This window comes from Pseudarthrobacter sp. L19, assembly GCF_050859435.1.
Lineage (GTDB): Bacteria > Actinomycetota > Actinomycetes > Actinomycetales > Micrococcaceae > Arthrobacter.
In genome coordinates this window covers 785,342-801,032 of the sequence record NZ_CP193935.1, presented here as the reverse complement: position 1 = coordinate 801,032, position 15,691 = coordinate 785,342, and the positions used below count along the sequence as shown (strand labels likewise).

General features: G+C 71.5%; 10 protein-coding genes, 2 pseudogenes and 1 riboswitch. Of the genes and pseudogenes, 6 read left to right on the top strand and 6 right to left on the bottom strand.

Annotation, left to right across the window (positions count from 1 at the left end; genetic code table 11):
- Nucleotide 1 precedes the first annotated feature (1 nt).
- Nucleotides 2–637 carry a uracil phosphoribosyltransferase gene (gene upp / locus ACRQ5B_RS03595; RefSeq protein WP_043478170.1) on the top strand — a complete coding sequence of 212 codons (636 nt, stop codon included), beginning with the start codon at nt 2–4 and terminating at the stop codon, nt 635–637.
- A 150-nt stretch (nt 638–787) separates the two neighbouring features.
- On the opposite strand, the gene ACRQ5B_RS03590 is transcribed toward upp, so the two are convergent.
- From ACRQ5B_RS03590 to ACRQ5B_RS03565, 6 genes and pseudogenes are all read right to left on the bottom strand, one after another.
- A complete protein-coding gene (locus tag ACRQ5B_RS03590; protein WP_432397022.1) occupies nt 788–1,504 on the bottom strand; it encodes a hypothetical protein in 717 nt (238 codons plus the stop codon).
- Nucleotides 1,503–1,685, bottom strand: a riboswitch (cyclic di-AMP (ydaO/yuaA leader). Its footprint overlaps the gene before it by 2 nt.
- 215 nt (nt 1,686–1,900) lie before the next feature.
- Nucleotides 1,901–4,092 (bottom strand): annotated as a pseudogene (locus ACRQ5B_RS03585) (ArnT family glycosyltransferase).
- Nucleotides 4,093–4,095: 3 nt separating this feature from the next.
- Nucleotides 4,096–6,234 carry an ArnT family glycosyltransferase gene (locus tag ACRQ5B_RS03580; RefSeq protein ID WP_432397019.1) on the bottom strand — a complete coding sequence of 713 codons (2,139 nt, stop codon included), beginning with the start codon at nt 6,232–6,234 and terminating at the stop codon, nt 4,096–4,098.
- On the bottom strand, nt 6,235–7,701 hold the full coding sequence (locus tag ACRQ5B_RS03575; RefSeq protein WP_432397016.1) for a glycosyltransferase: 1,467 nt from the start codon (nt 7,699–7,701) through the stop codon (nt 6,235–6,237).
- Nucleotides 7,702–7,790: 89 nt separating this feature from the next.
- Entirely contained in the window at nt 7,791–9,350 is a 1,560-nt protein-coding gene (locus ACRQ5B_RS03570) for a HAMP domain-containing sensor histidine kinase (protein ID WP_432397014.1), read from the bottom strand.
- Between the two features lie 3 nt (nt 9,351–9,353).
- On the bottom strand, nt 9,354–10,094 hold the full coding sequence (locus tag ACRQ5B_RS03565; protein WP_412884861.1) for a response regulator transcription factor: 741 nt from the start codon (nt 10,092–10,094) through the stop codon (nt 9,354–9,356).
- Nucleotides 10,095–10,300: 206 nt separating this feature from the next.
- On the opposite strand from ACRQ5B_RS03565, the gene ACRQ5B_RS03560 reads away from it, so the two are divergent.
- From ACRQ5B_RS03560 to ACRQ5B_RS03540, 5 genes and pseudogenes are all read left to right on the top strand, one after another.
- A complete protein-coding gene (locus tag ACRQ5B_RS03560) occupies nt 10,301–11,287 on the top strand; it encodes a hypothetical protein (protein ID WP_432397010.1) in 987 nt (328 codons plus the stop codon).
- A 527-nt stretch (nt 11,288–11,814) separates the two neighbouring features.
- Nucleotides 11,815–12,687 (top strand): winged helix-turn-helix domain-containing protein, encoded by an 873-nt coding sequence (locus ACRQ5B_RS03555; protein ID WP_432397008.1) that lies wholly within the window; start codon nt 11,815–11,817, stop codon nt 12,685–12,687.
- Between the two features lie 44 nt (nt 12,688–12,731).
- Nucleotides 12,732–13,259, top strand: coding sequence for a SixA phosphatase family protein (locus tag ACRQ5B_RS03550; protein WP_432397005.1), 528 nt, complete (start codon nt 12,732–12,734; stop codon nt 13,257–13,259).
- Nucleotides 13,260–13,370: 111 nt separating this feature from the next.
- Nucleotides 13,371–13,994 carry a hypothetical protein gene (locus ACRQ5B_RS03545; protein ID WP_432397002.1) on the top strand — a complete coding sequence of 208 codons (624 nt, stop codon included), beginning with the start codon at nt 13,371–13,373 and terminating at the stop codon, nt 13,992–13,994.
- A 36-nt stretch (nt 13,995–14,030) separates the two neighbouring features.
- A pseudogene (locus ACRQ5B_RS03540) lies at nt 14,031–15,165 on the top strand (EamA family transporter).
- The last annotated feature ends 526 nt before the right edge of the window (nt 15,166–15,691 follow it).

The following is a 15,691-nucleotide window of genomic DNA, read 5'->3' as shown; positions in this document are numbered from 1 at the left end:
CATGCGCACTCTCGTTGTCGACCACCCGCTGGTGGCCCATAAGCTCACCGTTCTGCGGGACAAGAACACCCCGTCACCCGTCTTCCGCCAGCTCACCGAAGAGCTGGTCACGCTGCTGGCGTACGAGGCCACCCGTGACGTGCGCACCGAACCGGTCACCATCGAGACCCCGGTCAGCACCACCATCGGTACGGCCTTCACCAAGCCCACCCCGCTGGTGGTCCCGATCCTCCGCGCCGGCCTCGGCATGCTCGAGGGGATGACCAAGCTGGTCCCCACCGCGGAGGTCGGCTTCCTGGGCATGGCCCGCGACGAGGAAACCCTGGACATCATCACCTACGCCGAGCGGCTCCCCGAGGACCTGACCGACCGTCAGATCTTCGTCCTGGACCCGATGCTGGCCACCGGCGGCACCCTGCGCGAGGCGATCAAGTTCCTCTTCAAGCGCGGCGCCTCCGACGTCACCTGCATCTGCCTGCTGGCCGCCCCCGAGGGCCTGGCCAAGCTGGAGGAAGAGCTCTCCGATGCCAACGTGACGATCGTCCTGGCCTCGATCGACGAGAAGCTCAACGAGAAGTCCTACATCGTCCCCGGCCTGGGCGACGCCGGCGACCGGCTCTACGGCATCGCCGGGTAGCGCCCTTACGCATCCTGTCGAGGACTCGCCCGGGCTACCCGGGACACAGCAAAGGCACCGGATCTGAGAAGATCCGGTGCCTTTGCTATCTCTGCGCGAAGTGGCTGCAGCCTCTAGCGGCTTAGTACCAGTTGTTCGCGTAGTGGAAGTTCAGGGCGCCGCAGGGGAGCCGTACCGTTCCTGCACGTACTGCAGGCCCCAGTTGATCTGGGTGCGGTAGTTGGTCATGTAGTCCGCGCCGGCGCTGGCCATCTTCTCGGCCGGGAGGGACTGGACCACGCCGTACGCACCGCTGCTCGGGTTGGTGGCCGTGGTCTTCCAGTCCGACTCGCGGGTCCAGAGCTTCATCAGGCACTGCATCTCGCTCGGGGCCCAGCCGTGGGCCGGCAGCTGCGAGGCGGCGTAGGCCTGGGCGCCGGCGGGATCGTCCACGGCTACCGGCTGCGGGGCCGGGGCGGGTGCCGCCGCGGGGGCCGGAGCAGCCGGTGCGGGCGCCGGGGTGGGCGGAGCGGGGGTGGACGCGGCCGGAGCCTCGGGGGTGACCTTGGAGGCCTGGGCCTCGACGCTGGCCGGCGCCGTGGCCGGGGTGTAGCTGCCGAGCCGTTCCAGATCGGAGAGCTGCAGGCTCGGGGCCTGGGTGGCGGTCGCGGCCGGGGCGGTGGTGCCGGTGGCCTGGCCTGCGGCGCCGGCGCCCAGCAGCACGGCGGCCGCGGTCAGCGCGACGGCGGTGAGCGTGCCCTTGGAGCCAAAGCTGGCGCGGCCTCGGGTGGCCGAGCCCTGGGCCGGGTCGGCGCGGTGGCGCGCGACATCGGCCGAGGAGGTGCGTTTAGCGCCTTTTAGGCGCACGGGTGCCTTGTGTTCAGTCATGTTCGCCTCTCAACGCCTACGGAGTTAGCTGTCGGGTTCGGATGAGAAATCCGGCCGCTCGGATCATCAACGAGTCGGCTTAACCCCAAGGGGTGCATGGATGCAGGTGCCCGGGAACTCTGGGTTCCCCGTCTCTGCCTCAATCCATGGAATCCGGGAAGCGGCAGAGTTTGGCGTCAGACCCGGATATGCGGCCAGATCGATGGCCGCACCATAAAAACGATACCGGACTTTCTCTCGCATGTCACATTTAGGTAACGCCGCGGTGTGGCTGGTTGCCGAGTTGCGCTGGCTGGGGTCCGGTTTTCGGGCCGTTTCGACGGCTCCCTGCACGCTCGACGCTTAGTGACGTCTACGCGGCAGGGAACCGTCGAAACGGCGGACCGTCCGGGGTGGCTACTTCGACAGCAGGTACACCGTGGTGCCGCCGATGCTCTGGGCGGGGTAGGTGGCCGCCACCCAGTCGGCGATCCTGGCGGCGTCGTCGGATCCGCTCTCGCCCTGCATGGTGCGTCCGGCGATGAAGTAGTGGATCCGGCCGTCGGCGACGTACTGCTGGAACTGCTCGAGCGTGGGTGCGGGGTCGGTGCCGTTGAACCCGCCCACGGCCATCACGGGCAGCTGCGTGGCGAGCTGGTAGCCGGCGGCGTTGTTGGATCCGACGACGGCGGCCGCCCAGGTATAGCGGCCGGCGTCCGTTTCGAGGGCGTCCACCAGGGCCGACGACGGCGTGGTCGCGCCGAGCAGCCCGCCCATGCCGCCGCCCTGGCCAAAGCCCTGGCCTCGGCCGGTGCCAGTCGTTCCCGTGCCGTTGGTGCCGTTGGTTCGTCCGAACGGAGTGCCCTGCGCGTTGCCCATGGCTCCGCCCGTGCCGCCGAACATGGCCGGCAGGCCCGCCCGGCCACCCACCGAGGGCCCGGCGCTGACGATCGAGCCGGAATGGGCCGTCGCGGCCGTGGCCAGCGAGTACGCCAGGGGACCGGCAAGGGCCGCGACGACGGCGAGTCCCGCCGTCGTTCGCGCCAGCAGCCGCGCCGTCGGGCCGGCCGGGGTCAGCGGGCTGATGGTGCCGCCCGCGGAGCCCCCGGCGAAGACCCTGACGGCCGGAACCATCACGCCGACGGCCGCGGCCAGCGCCCCGACCAGCACCAGCCAGCGCAGCCACGGGACGAACGCGGGCGTGCGGCCCAGCAGCTCGAAGGCCATGAACCCGGCCGCTGCCACCGCCGCGGCGAGCGTCCCGGCGGCCACGGGCTGATCCCGCCGCTGCCACAGCAGCACCGACCCCAGGCCCGCCAGCCCGGCGACCCCCGGGGCCAGCGCCACCATGTAATACGGGTGGATGATGCCGGCCATCAGGCTGAACGTCAGCCCGGTGACCAACACCCAGCCGCCCCAGACCACCACGGAGGCGCGGACGGCGTCGGTCCGCGGCGCCCGCCGGCCCAGCCACAGCAGCCCGGCCGCCAGCAGCAGCACCGACGGCAACAGCCACGCGATCTGCCCGCCGAACTCGCTGTTGAAAAGCCGGAGCAGGCCGGGGTGCCCCAGCCGTTGCCGCCGCCGACGCTCCCGGTCTCGTCCCCGCTGAGCCGGCCCAGGCCGTTGTAGCCCAGGGTCAGTTCCAGGATCGAGTTGCCCTGCGAGCCGCCGATGTAGGGCCGGTCCGCCGCCGGGGTGAACTCGACGGCGGCCAACCACCAGCCGGCCGCTGCCACCATGGCTGCGCCCGTCGCCAGCAGGTTCAGCAGCCGCCGGCCTACTCCTGCCGCTCCGGCGAGCAGGTAGGCCGCGGCGAAGCCCGGGACCACCAGCAGCACCTGCAGCTGCTTGGTCAGGAACCCGAAGCCCAGCAGCGCCCCGGCCAGCAACAGCCAGCGCACCCGGCCGTCCTGGACGGCCCGCAGCACCGCGTAGGCGGCCGCGGTCATCAGCAGGACCAGCAGGGCATCCGGGTTGTTGAAGCGGAACATCAGCACCGCCACCGGGGTCAGAGCCATCACCGCACCCGCGACCAGTCCGGCTCGGTGCGCCAGCCGGGCATCCGCCGTCGCGGGTGCCGCGGCCCGGCGGACGGCCAGGTAGACCAGCCACACCGTCGCGACACCCATCAATGCCTCGGGCACCAAAACGCTCCAGGAGCTCAGGCCGAAGATCCGCACGGACAGGCCCATGATCCAGAGCGACGCCGGCGGCTTGTCCACCGTGATGGCGTTCGCCGCGTCGGAGGATCCGAAGAACCAGGCCGTCCAGTCCTGCGACCCTGCCTGCGCCGCCGCGGAGTAGAAGGCGTTCGCCCACCCCGAGGCGCCGAGGTTCCAGAGGTAGAGCACAGCGGTTCCGGCCAGCAGGACGGCCAGTTCTGCCCGGTGCACCAGGGCCTGGCGCCGGGGGACGGCAGCTTGGTGCGGGAGTCCTGGGGCCTGCGGCCCGCGGTTCTGTCGGCGGGCGCCGCGCCAGTGTGACGGGCGCTGGCCGGAGCCGGAGCCGGAGCCGGCGGCGTCGGGGGCGGGGACTGCGCCGGGCCCGGGTCGGGCGGGGGAGGCGACGGCGGACGCGGTGCTGGTGAGGTCGGTAGAGGCACTCATGGCTTAGCCCGCCAGCTTGTAGACGGTGGTGGACCCGACGGTCTGCGCCGGGTAGTTGGCGGCAACCCAGGCCGCGACCTCGGAGTTTCCGCCCCGGCCGCCGCCCATTCCGCCCATGCCGCCGCCGGCGATGAAGTAGCCGATTTCACCCCGGTCCACCATGGCCTGGAACTGGGCCAGGGTGGGGTACGGATCCCCACCGTTCCAGCCGCCGAGGGCAATGACATTAGTCCCGGTGGCGAGCTCCAGGTCCGCCGCGGAGGTGGCGCCGGATACGATCCCGGACCACTTCGCCGTCGAGGTCTTCAACAGAGCGGCCAGCTCGGGGGAAGCGGCACTGCCTTCCGGACCGCCGGCGCCGCCCGCGGTGAGGCCACCCGTATTCCGGGCCGCAGTGTCCTGGCCGCCGGGGACGCCGGCGCCGTCGGTGGTTCCGGTCCCGGCGCCACGCGTCCGGCCGGCCGCGCCGAAGCCGCCCATGGCGGAGCCCGTGGGCCCGGCGGTCGGGATCGAACCGGAGTGCGGCTGGGCCGCCGTCGCGAACGTCCACGCCGCCGTGCCCAGGCCGCCGGCCAGCAGCGTGAGGACAACGACCCCGGCGGTCGCTGCCTTGCGCAGCGCGGCGGGGATGGCCCGCAGCCGGTCAAGCTGCAGCATCAGCGCCGCCGCTGAGAGCACGCCGAGGACCACCACGATCACGCGCAGCCCGGGCAGCCACGACGGGTCCCGGCCCAGCAGCACCGCGGACCAGATCGAGGTCGCCAGCACCGTGACCGCCAGGACCAGCCGCGCCGCCCAGAAGGACCGGCCGCGCCACAGCTGCACGCCGCCCAGGCCCACGAGGGCCGCGACCGCGGGGGCCAGTGCCACCGCGTAATACGGGTGCACGATGCCGCTCATGAAGCTGAAGATGCCCGCGGTGACCACCAGCCAGCCGCCCCAGAGCAGCAGGGCAGCACGGGTCTTTGAGGTCCGGGCCTCGCGCCGGGTGAACCACAGGCCGGCCAGCAGGAGAATCAGCGCCGCGGGCAACAGCCAGGACACCTCGCCGCCGAAACTGGTGCCGAACATCCGGGCGATCCCGGCCGCCCCGCCGAAGCTGGCGTTCCCGCCGAATCCACCCGCGCCGGCGCCACCGGCCGCGCCCCCGACGCCGGCCGCACCGGCAGCGCTTCCAAGGTCAGATGCCCCGCCGAACCCGGCAGAGCCACCCGGCCGGCCTTCGCCGGACCCCGTAATCCGGCCCAGGCCGTTGTAGCCGAAGGTCAGTTCGAGGAAGCTGTTGGTGGTGGAACCGGCCATGTACGGACGGGCCGACGAAGGGGTCAGCTGGAACAGCGCCACATAGCTGCCGGCCACCACCAGGATTCCCGCGGCCGCGCCCAGCAGGTGCAGCAGCCGGCGCCGGAGGCTGACCGGGGCGGCCCAGAGGTAGGCCAGGCCAAGGCCGGGCACGATCAGGAAGCCCTGCAGCATCTTGCTCAGGAACGCCAGGCCGACCACGGCGCCGGCCGCGGCGAGCCAGCCCCAGCCGGCCTTCTCGATGGCCCGGGTGGTGAGGTAGGCCGCGAGCACCAGGCAGAAGGTCAGCATGGCGTCGGGGTTGTTGAAGCGGAACATCAGGGCGGCCACCGGGGTCAGCGCGAGGGCGCCGCCGGCCAGCAGGCCCGCGGCGGGACCGGAGACCCGCTTCAGGGTCAGGTACAGCAGTCCGACGGCGGCCACACCCATGAGGGCCTGCGGCACCAGCATGCTGAGCGGGGAGAAGCCGAAGATCCGGCCGGCCAGGGCGGGGATCCAGAGCGCGGCCGGGGGCTTGTCCACGGTGATCGCGTTGCCGGCGTCGAGGGAGCCGAACAGCAGGGCGGTCCAGTCCTTGGTGCCGGCCTGGATGGCCGCGGCGTAGAAGGTGTTGCCGTAACCGGTGGCCGCGAGGTTCCACAGGTAAAGCACGGCGGTCCCGATGAGCAGCAGGGCGGCGGAGGGCCGGACCCAGCGCGGCTGGTCACCGAACAGCAGGCGCCGGCGGCGGGAAGCTGAGGAATCGGGCGTATCGGACGTGGCGGCCGGCAGTGGCGAGTCGGTGCGGGGGAGCGGGCCGGAGGGCCGGGTCCCGTCGGCGGGGCTGAGGGTGGCGGTCATTTATCGGGCCGTTTCTGTGGGGAGGGACGCGGTGGGAGCGGACTGCGCCCGGGTGCCGGGCTCGGGGAGGGCCGAAAGCGGGGCCGCGGTGCCGGGGCGGGCCCGGAACACCACCAGCCGGAAGAGCAGGAATTTCACGGCGGTGGCCGCGAGGTTGGCCGCGGTGACGGTGGCGAGTTCCACCCAGCGGTCGGGGGTGCCGCCGGAGGCGCCGTGCACCAGCAACAGCGCCCCGGAGGTCAGGCCGAGCCCCAGACCGAAGACCAGCAGGCCCTCGAAGTGGTGGCGGGCCGCGTAGCTGCTGCCCTGGATGCCGAAGGTGAAGCGCCGGTTGGCCGCGGTGTTGGCCACGGCGGTGATCAGCAGCGCCAGGAAGTTGGCCAGCTGCGGGTCCATGACGCCGCGGCAGGCCAGGAAGATCAGCAGATAGGCCAGGGTGGAGGCGACGCCGATGCTGCCGAACCGGACCAGCTGCCCGAAGAGGCTGCCGCCGGGGCTTTGCTCCGGCCCACGGGAGGACGCCGGCAGCGGTCCGCGGGCCAGCGCGGCGCGCAGCTCCGGGACCGGGATTTTGCCGGAGAGCAGGTCGCGGCTGAGGCGTGCCATGCCGCGCAGGTCCGCGGCCGCCGTCTGGACGATGTCGACGCTTGAGTCCGGATCGTCGGTCCAGTCCACCGGGACCTCATGCACCCGGAGCCCGCAGCGTTCGGCGAGCACCAGCAGTTCGGTGTCGAAGAACCAGGCGTTGTCCAGGGTGTGCGGCAGCAGTTCCTGGGCGATGTCGGCCCGGATGGCCTTGAACCCGCACTGGGCGTCGCTGAAGTGCGCGCCGAGGAGCGAGTGGAGCAGGAAGTTGTAGCCGCGCGAGATGAACTCCCGCTTCGGGCCCCGGATGACGCGGGAGTTGCGGGTCAGGCGCGTGCCGATCGCCAGGTCCGAGTGGCCGGAGATCAGCGGGGCCAGCAGCGGTCCCAGCGCGGCAAGGTCCGTGGAGAGGTCCACGTCCATGTACGCCAGAACGGGCGACGGCGACGCGAGCCAGACCCGGCGCAGCGCATTGCCTCGGCCCTTTTCGGCCATGTGCACGACGGCGACTTCCGGCAGTTCGCGGGCCACCCGTTCGGCGGTCTGCAGCGTCGAATCGGTGCTGGCGTTGTCCGCCACGGTGATCCGGAACGGGTGCGGGAAGGAGCCCAGCAGGTAGGCGTGGAGCCGGCGCAGGCAGGCTTCGAGGTCGCGTTCCTCGTTGAAGACGGGGATGGTGACGTCCAGTACCGGCACCGCTGACCGGGTGTCGATCGGTGATCGGCGGCGGCCGACGCCGGTGAGCGCCGCCGGGAGCGGCGCTGCCGCGGCCGAAGCTGCCGGGCCGGCGCTGGTGACGGATCCGGGCGCGGCCGACTGGGTGCCGGCGGGGGCGGGCCCGGAACGGGACAGGGTACCTGGTGCCTGGTCTGTGGAAGTCATGCCTCCACTGTCGCGGCCCCCGGTATGAGGGGATTGGGGGAATGCTGTGTGCCTGCTGTGGAAGTCCGCGCGGGTGCGTCGGGCGGGGGTCAGGCGGGAGGTGCCGCCGGCAGCCGGACCGCGAATTCGGTCCGGCCCGGACGCGAGCTGACCTCCACGGTCCCGCCGTGCGCCGCCACGATCGACTGCACGATCGACAGGCCCAGCCCGCTGGTGCCCTGAACCGCCGTCGCCGTCGCGATTGCCCCGGGTGCCGCACCGGGACCCGCCGAGCCCCGGGCGCCCGCGCCTTCGGCGGGATTGGCGCGGGAGGCGTCGGCGCGGGCGAACCGGGCGAAGACCTTGCCCAGGAATGCGGGGGCGATCCCGGCGCCGTCGTCGGTCACAGACACCACGGCACTCCCGTCGGCGGACCGCATCACGCGGGTGACAACGGTGGTGCCCGGTTCCGTGTGTTTGCGGGCGTTGGAGAGCAGGTTCGCGAGGACCTGATGCAGCGCCGTGGTGTCGCCGCGCACCACCACCGGCTCGTCCGGCAGGTCCAGCTTCCAACTCCGGTCCGGGGCCATGACCTTCTCGTCGCTGACCGTTTCGACGGCCAGCTGGGTGAGGTCGACGTCGGTGATCTTCAGCGGCTGCCCCTCGTCCAGCCGGGCCAGTAGCAGCAGGTCCTCCACCAGGGCGGTCATCCGCTCCGACTGGCTCTGCACCCGGGCCAGCGATTTCTCGCCGTCGGGGGTGAAGTGCTCGGTCATCCGCATCAGCTCCGTGTAGCCGCGGATGGCGGTCAGCGGGGTGCGGAGCTCGTGCGAGGCGTCCGCGACGAACTGACGCACCTTCATCTCGCTCTCCTGCCGGGCCTGCAGGGCGTTCGAGACGTTGTCCAGCATCTGGTTCAGCGCGTGGCCCACGCTGCCCACCTCCGTGCCGGGGTGCGCGGCCGACGCCGGGACGCGGACGCCCAGCGCCACCTCGCCGGCGTCGAGCGGCAGGCGGGAGACCTTGGTGGCCACCTCGGAGAGCTTCTCCAGCGGCTCCATGGTGCGCCGGATGAGGGCGGTGCCGATCAGGCCGATCAGCACCAGTCCGCCGGCGGACACCGCGGCGAGGGTGCCGACGAGGGACCCGAGCGTGTTCTGTTTTTCCTCCAGCGGCAGGCCCGTGACGATGATGTCCCCGTACTGGGTCTGCGAGGCGATCAGCCGGTAGGCGCCTGCTGACAGTGTCCGGTCCACCGGGGCGGCGTTGGGCGTCAGCGCCAGAAGCACGGCATTGTCATCCGCCGAGAGACTCTTACGGGTAGCATCCCCGGCGAGGAAACCGGCGCTGGCAATCCTGCCGTTCTGTTCCCGGGCGTTGAGTGTGCCGATGCCTTGGCCCTTTGCCTCCAGCGGGTCCGGGCGCCCGCCGGGGCTTCCGGAGTCCGGGCGGCCAAACTCATTTGAGCGGTGGGCGGCAGCGCCGAGTTGCTCATCCAGCTGCCGGGTCAGGAACGAGTCCATTGAGACGTAGCTGAAGACGCCCACCGCCCCGCAGATGGTCACCAGCAGGGCCATGGCGACGAGCACCAGCCGGGTGCGCAGGTGCCAGGTGGAGGGGTTGCGCCAGTCGTGCCCGGGGGCGGGCGTGACACCGGAGAGAGTTGGCACGGATCAGTCCGCCGGTTTCAGGACGTAGCCCGCGCCGCGGACGGTGTGGATCATCGGGGCGTGGTTGGCGTCGATCTTTTTGCGCAGGTAGGAGATGTAGAGCTCCACGATGTTGGCCTGGCCGCCGAAGTCGTAGTCCCAGACGCGGTCCAGGATCTGGGCCTTGCTGATGACCCGCTTGGGGTTCTCCATCAGGTAGCGCAGCAGCTCGAACTGGGTGGCCGTCAGGTGCAGTTCCTCGCCGGCGCGGGTCACGTCCCGGGTGTCCACGTTCAGGACAAGGTCCCCGACGACGAGCTCGGCGGTGTCCATGGCGGCGACGCCGGAGCGCTGGACCAGGCGGTGCAGGCGCAGCAGGACTTCCTCCATGCTGAAGGGTTTGGTGACGTAGTCATCCCCGCCCGCGGCGAGGCCGGTGATGCGGTCCTGCACGGCGTCCTTGGCGGTGAGGAACAGCGCCGGCACCTCGGGCGCGAAGGCGCGGATCCGGCTCAGGAGTTCGACGCCGTCGAACCCCGGAAGCATCACGTCCAGCACCAGTACGTCGGGCCGGAAGTCCTTGGCCAGCTTGACCGCCTCCGGGCCGTCAGCGGCCACCGCCACGGACCAGCCGGCCATCCGCAGGCCCATGCTCATAAGTTCGGAGAGGCTGGGTTCGTCGTCCACCACCAGGGCACGGATGGGGGAGCCGTCCGGGTGGGTCAGCTGCGGAAGGTTGTTGGTCATGGAGTGAGACGAGGCCATGGTTCGACTCTCCGTTCTGCCGGTTAGGTGCGGCTTTGGGGATCCTGTGCGGCACCTGTGAATCCCAGCCTACCCAGCTGGGCGCCGCCGGGGCAGCACGGGCGTTCGCGGGTCACAGGCGCGGCTGGAAAACCTCACAGGCCCGGCACAGCCTGCCTGCGCACGCTGGGGGAAACAGCACCGCCTTCCCAGTCAGGAGAACCAGCATGAACCACCAGCAGCCCGAAGAGACCCCGCAGTCCAACGGCGCCGGCCACAACCCGGCGACCGCCCCGCTGCCGGGGTCCGCGCCGCGTCCGGTCTCGGCCCCGCAGCCGGTGACCACGTCGCAGCCGCAATCCGCGCCGCGGCAGGAACCGGCTCAGCAGCAGGAATTTGGACAGGGGTGGGGCGCGCCGTCGCACCCCGCCGGAGCCGCGCATTCCGGAGCCGCGCATTCCGGCCAGCCGGGTCCGACCGGGTATTCCGCCCAGGCGGCGCCGTCGCCGGCAACTCCGGGTTGGGGCGCGCCCTCCGGCCGGGCCGCCGGCGCCCAGGCGGACAAGCCGTGGACCGTCCGGCGCGCCCTCGCCGTCGGCGGGGTGGCGGCCGTTATCGCCGTCGGCGCCGGAGCCGGCGTGTACGCGCTGACCTCCAGCTCGGCCGCGGCCAGCGGGGACGGCGCGGCCGCGGGCGGCCCGCAGTTCAACGGCCAGGGCATGCCCGGAGGCCAGCAGGGCGGCCAGGCCGGGGGCTCGGCCACGGGCCGCGGCGGCTTCGGCCCGGAAGGGGTGGGCGGTATGGCCGGCGGCCTCTCCGCCGCCGTGCACGCCGAATACGTCGTCCTCGACGGCACCACCTACACCTCCATGGCGGAGCAGCTGGGCACGGTGACAGAGGTCAGTTCGACGTCCGTGACGGTCAAGAGCGCCGACGGCTTCACCCGCAGCTACGCCCTGGGCGACGGGGTGACGGTCAGCGCCATGCAGCAGCGCCGCCAGCAGTCCGGCGGTACCGGCGGCACCGGGTCCCAGCTCAGTGTGGCGGACATCGTCTCCGGGGCCACCGTGAGGCTGACCGCCACCAAGGATGGAGCCGGCTACTCGGCGAAGTCCGTGATGCTGGTGGCGGCGACGGCCGCCGGCGGGACGGGCGCGGGACAGCAGCCTGGCGACCAGGGCGGCGGCCAGACTGACTCTGGACAGTCGAACTAGCGGTCACAGGCGGGCGGAAAACCCGTTTTGAGAGTGACCACTCTGTGGACATTTCGATGCGAATGCCTGCCGTGGTCGTAATTCCATCCTCGGCCACCACTCCGAACGGAATCAGCAAATGAGAGACTACATGCGAAGAATATTCGCGTGTAGGCTCTCATTTCGTTGGCTAAGGGTTCGGATGCGCCGAATTCGGCAAGCCGTAGAATTGTGATTTGCGCGACAATCGCAGCATTCGTCTCACTATGCGGACTTTCGGGTCCATTGTTACTTGCTAGTTCGCTTTGTTACGTTGCACACTTCAACTGTGAACAAGAACTCAACAGCACCTGCAGCCGCAGTTTCCGGGATCAGCGCACCAGCTGGTACTGAGATGCGCTGTTGTCGAATGCGCGCCTAACTTCTCCACCCCAGAACGTTTATAGGCATTCGCCCCCAGCCCAGAGTCGGGCGCCCTCCCCAGTTTCATTGCGGGGACCCAGCATTCGAGCCGCGATGACGGCCATTCACATTGAGGTAAGCATTCCATGTCAGTTGCATCCGGATACGTCCACATCTCCGTTCGAAACGCCGCCAAGGCCGGCCAGGCCTCCGGCATCCGCCAGGGCTTCGGCGGCCGCCCCAACTTCGGCCCGGCGGGATCCGGCACCAGCTACCCCGCCCCCGGCTACGCGGCTCAGGGCTACAACCCCACCTCGTACGGACAGCTGCGCGCCGTCCCCGCGGCCGACTCCGCACCCGCCACCGCCCCCACCCCGGTCATCGCCGCCGGTGAGGCTGCCGTCCGCCCGGTGCCCTCCGACAACGTCGCCCGCGGCTTCGTCCTCTACATGGGCATCGACGAGGAGACCGCCGCCGCCGCCGGCACGTCCATCGCCAAGCTGGCCCAGGAAATCCGCGCCTACGCCCAGTCCCTGGTTGCCGGCGCGGAGAGCTACGCCGCCGTCGCCGTCGCCCCGGCCTCCGCTCCGGGATCCGCGCTCGACGTCGTCCGCTCCACTTTCGGTGACCCCACCGCCGGTGCCGCCCGGCAGCGCGCCGAAACCGCCCGCCTGCAGCAGGCCCAGGAACCGCGCCCGTCCGGCGTCCTGATCGACCTGGCCCGCCGCGAGGTGGCGCTCGACGGCGAATCGCTGAACCTGACGTTCAAGGAATTCGAACTGCTGAACTACCTGGTGGAGAACGGTACCCGCACCGTGGGCCGCGACGAACTCCTCGAGGGTCTGTGGCGGAACGCCGAAGAGGTCCCCAACGAGCGCACCATCGACGTGCACATCCGCCGTCTCCGCTCGAAGCTCGGCCGCCTGGCGAACACGGTCCGCACGGTCCGCGGCCAGGGCTACCGCTTCTACGAGCACCCCGAGGTCGTCGTCTGGGCCGCTCCGGAATACTCCATCTAGTGCCCCGGAGGCGCCGCCGCGGCGCCTCCGGCTAGGCTTGGCCCATGAGCCAGCACCACCTTCGACGCCTCGTGATCATGCGCCACGCCAAGGCCGACTGGCCGGGCGGCGTGGCGGACCACGACCGGCCTCTGGAAGAGCGGGGCCACCGGGATGCGCCCGTGGCCGGCGCCTGGTTGCTGAAGCACGGCGTCGTCCCAGACTTCATCCTCTGCTCCAGTGCCCTGCGCACCCGGCAGACCTGCACCTGGGTGTGCAGCGAGCTGGGCGACAAGGCCCCCACGCCCAAACTCGAACCGGGCCTGTACGGGGCACCGGCGCTGGGAATGCTCTCGGTGATCAACCACGTCCCGGACACCGTCTCCACGCTGATGGTCATCTCCCATATGCCCGGCGTGCAGGACCTGGCCATGCACCTGGCATCCCGTGATTCGAACCACGACGCCTACATGGACGCGGCCACCCGCTACCCCACCAGCGGCCTGACGGTGCTGGAGACCGAGAAGCCGTGGGCCGAACTGGACGGCCAAGACGCCCGGCTGACCCACTTCACGGTGCCGCGCGCCCGCTGATTGTCGGTGCGCCGTGCCATAGTCAGGCATCAGGTGGTGGTGTTTACTGAGCCTGTCGGGGCAGTTGCACTGCGGCCGGCAGGTAAGGCAACCGAGGAAAGGTGGATCAACGTGGATTCAGGACAGCTCGTGGGGATTATCGTCGGCATTGTTGTCGTGCTGGCGATCATTGCGGTGGCGGTCAGCATCAGCCGGAAGCGCCGGACGGAAGCGGACCGCAACCGTGCTGCCGAGATGCGCGAGAAGGCGGAAGCGGATCAGCTCGCCGCGAAGGAACATGAGGCCAAGGCCGCGCGCGCGGAAGCGGACGCCAAGGCCGCCGAAGTCGAGGCCGAACGCCTCCGCCAGCAGGCGCGAGGCACCCAGGAACAGGCGGCGTCGGTGCGTGCCGGCGCCGAGGAGCAGCTACGCAAGGCGGATGAGGTGGACCCCGACGTCGAGTCGACCCGTCGCGGGCACGAGCCCGCACCGGACACCGGACAGCTCCGCCGGGACCGGAGCCACCGGGGGACTGCCGATGACCGGGACGAGGCAGGCACGCACCCGAACGGCGCACATGCGGCGGCCGAGCGGGCCGCGACCGAGCGTGCCGCGGGGGAGCGCCCGGTGGGGGAGCACCCGGGCGGGGAGCACCCCGTCGGCGACACCGCGGGGGTGGACGCAGCCCGCGCTCCGTCGCCAGATGTCCGGCACGACGCCGGTCCGGCGCACGGCGAGCGGCCACGCAATCTCTGAGGCCACCCAGGGCACCACAGTCAGCAGGGCCGCCCGGTGAGCCCCCGGCACTCGGCACTGGCCCTGCTGGTGGCCCTTCTCTGGGGCGTCAACTTCGTCGCCATCGACCTCGGCCTGCACCCGCCCGGCGGGACCATGCCACCCCTGCTCTTCGTCGCGATGCGCTTTGCCCTGGTGGTGTTCCCCTGCATCTTCTTCATCCGGAAACCGGACGTCAGCTGGCGGGTGATCATCGTCGTCGGGCTGCTGATGAGCGCCGGCCAGTTCGGCCTGCTCTACCTGGGGATGGCCCTCGGCATGCCCGCCGGCCTGGCCTCCCTGGTCATCCAGGCACAGGTCCTGATGACCGTCCTGCTGGCCGCCGGCATCCTGTCCGAGCGGCCCACCCGGCGGCAGCTCGCCGGCGTGATCCTGGGCATCGTGGGCCTGGCGGTGGTGGCGGTGGATGGCAGCCTGGTGGCCCCGCTGCTGCCCCTGCTGATCGTGCTCGCGGCCGCGCTCTCCTGGGCCGGCGGCAACGGTGGTGGTGCGGCGGGCGAAGGCCGCCTCCGGCCTGGGCCTGGTGGTCTGGTCCGGGGCGGTGGTGCCGCTGCCGCTGGCCGGACTGTCGCTCCTGCTGGACGGCCCGGCCGCCGTGTCCGACGCCCTGCTCCAGGTCCAGCCGGTCACCCTGATCACCGCGCTGTACACCGCGGTCTTCGGCTCTTTGATCGGGTACGGCATCTGGAACCGGCTGCTGGGGCTCTATCCGTCCTCCGCGGTGGTGCCGTTCACCCTGCTGGTGCCCGTGGTGGGGATGACCGCCGCCTGGCTGGTGCTGGCGGAGCGGCCGTCCGCCGCGGAGATCGCCGGCGGGCTGCTGCTGCTGGCCGGGGTGGCGACGGCGGTGCTGCGCGGACGGAACGGTCCGGCTCAGCGTCGGGTGGCGGAACGGCCCGGGGTGGCCGCCGGCCCAGGGCGCGGGGCTGCCGTGCCAGCGCCCTTCGCCGCGGAGGGCGCCTTGGCCCCGGCCTTGGCTCCGGAAGCCCTGGGCACCGACGCGGTGGAACCGGACGATGTGGAACGTGAAGACGTGGAGCCGACTGACTTGGAACCCGTGGACTTGGAGCCGGCGGACTTCGGTGCCGACGGTTTGGCGGCGGGACGGGCCGCGGGCCGGGCGCTCGACTGACGGGAGGACGTCGCCTGGCGGGCGGCGGGCTGCCGGGCCGGTTGCCGCGAGGACGCCGGTTGCCGTGCGCCACCCTTTCCCGCCGTCGCCGGACGCGCCGCCCCTCGGCGGGCGGATCCCTGCCGCGGAACCGCGGTCGCAGGCCGTGACGGCCGCGCCGTGGGACGGCGCAGGGCCGTTCCGGCGCGGCCGGGGGTGCGCGCCGCGGGCCGACCGCCGGCCCGGATCCCCGGAGCGGGGCGCCGCCCAGGCAGCACCGTGCCCGCGATGAGCAACAGCAGGGTGAAAGCGCCGGACAGCGCCGAAAGATAGAAGTACAGGTCCGGGTGGTCGGCGTCGACTTTGGTGGAGATGGCGTCCGGATCCGGGTTGAAGGCGAGTCCCCATTGGCGCAGGAACGCGATGCCGAACGCGATGAAGAGGACACTGCCCACCCCGCTGGCCAGCAGCGTCTTGTGCCGGCGCCGGACCAGCACCTCGGTCACGCATGCCACGTAGGCCAGCGCCGCGGCCGCCAGGAACCACA

Coding starts and splice junctions, on each gene's coding strand:
- ACRQ5B_RS03575 (WP_432397016.1), bottom strand. CDS start 7,701: ATGACTTCCACAGACCAGGCACCAGGTACCCTGTCCCGTTCCGGGCCC.
- ACRQ5B_RS03580 (WP_432397019.1), bottom strand. CDS start 6,234: ATGACCGCCACCCTCAGCCCCGCCGACGGGACCCGGCCCTCCGGCCCG.
- ACRQ5B_RS03560 (WP_432397010.1), top strand. CDS start 10,301: ATGAACCACCAGCAGCCCGAAGAGACCCCGCAGTCCAACGGCGCCGGC.
- ACRQ5B_RS03550 (WP_432397005.1), top strand. CDS start 12,732: ATGAGCCAGCACCACCTTCGACGCCTCGTGATCATGCGCCACGCCAAG.
- upp (WP_043478170.1), top strand. CDS start 2: ATGCGCACTCTCGTTGTCGACCACCCGCTGGTGGCCCATAAGCTCACC.
- ACRQ5B_RS03565 (WP_412884861.1), bottom strand. CDS start 10,094: ATGGCCTCGTCTCACTCCATGACCAACAACCTTCCGCAGCTGACCCAC.
- ACRQ5B_RS03555 (WP_432397008.1), top strand. CDS start 11,815: ATGTCAGTTGCATCCGGATACGTCCACATCTCCGTTCGAAACGCCGCC.
- ACRQ5B_RS03590 (WP_432397022.1), bottom strand. CDS start 1,504: ATGACTGAACACAAGGCACCCGTGCGCCTAAAAGGCGCTAAACGCACC.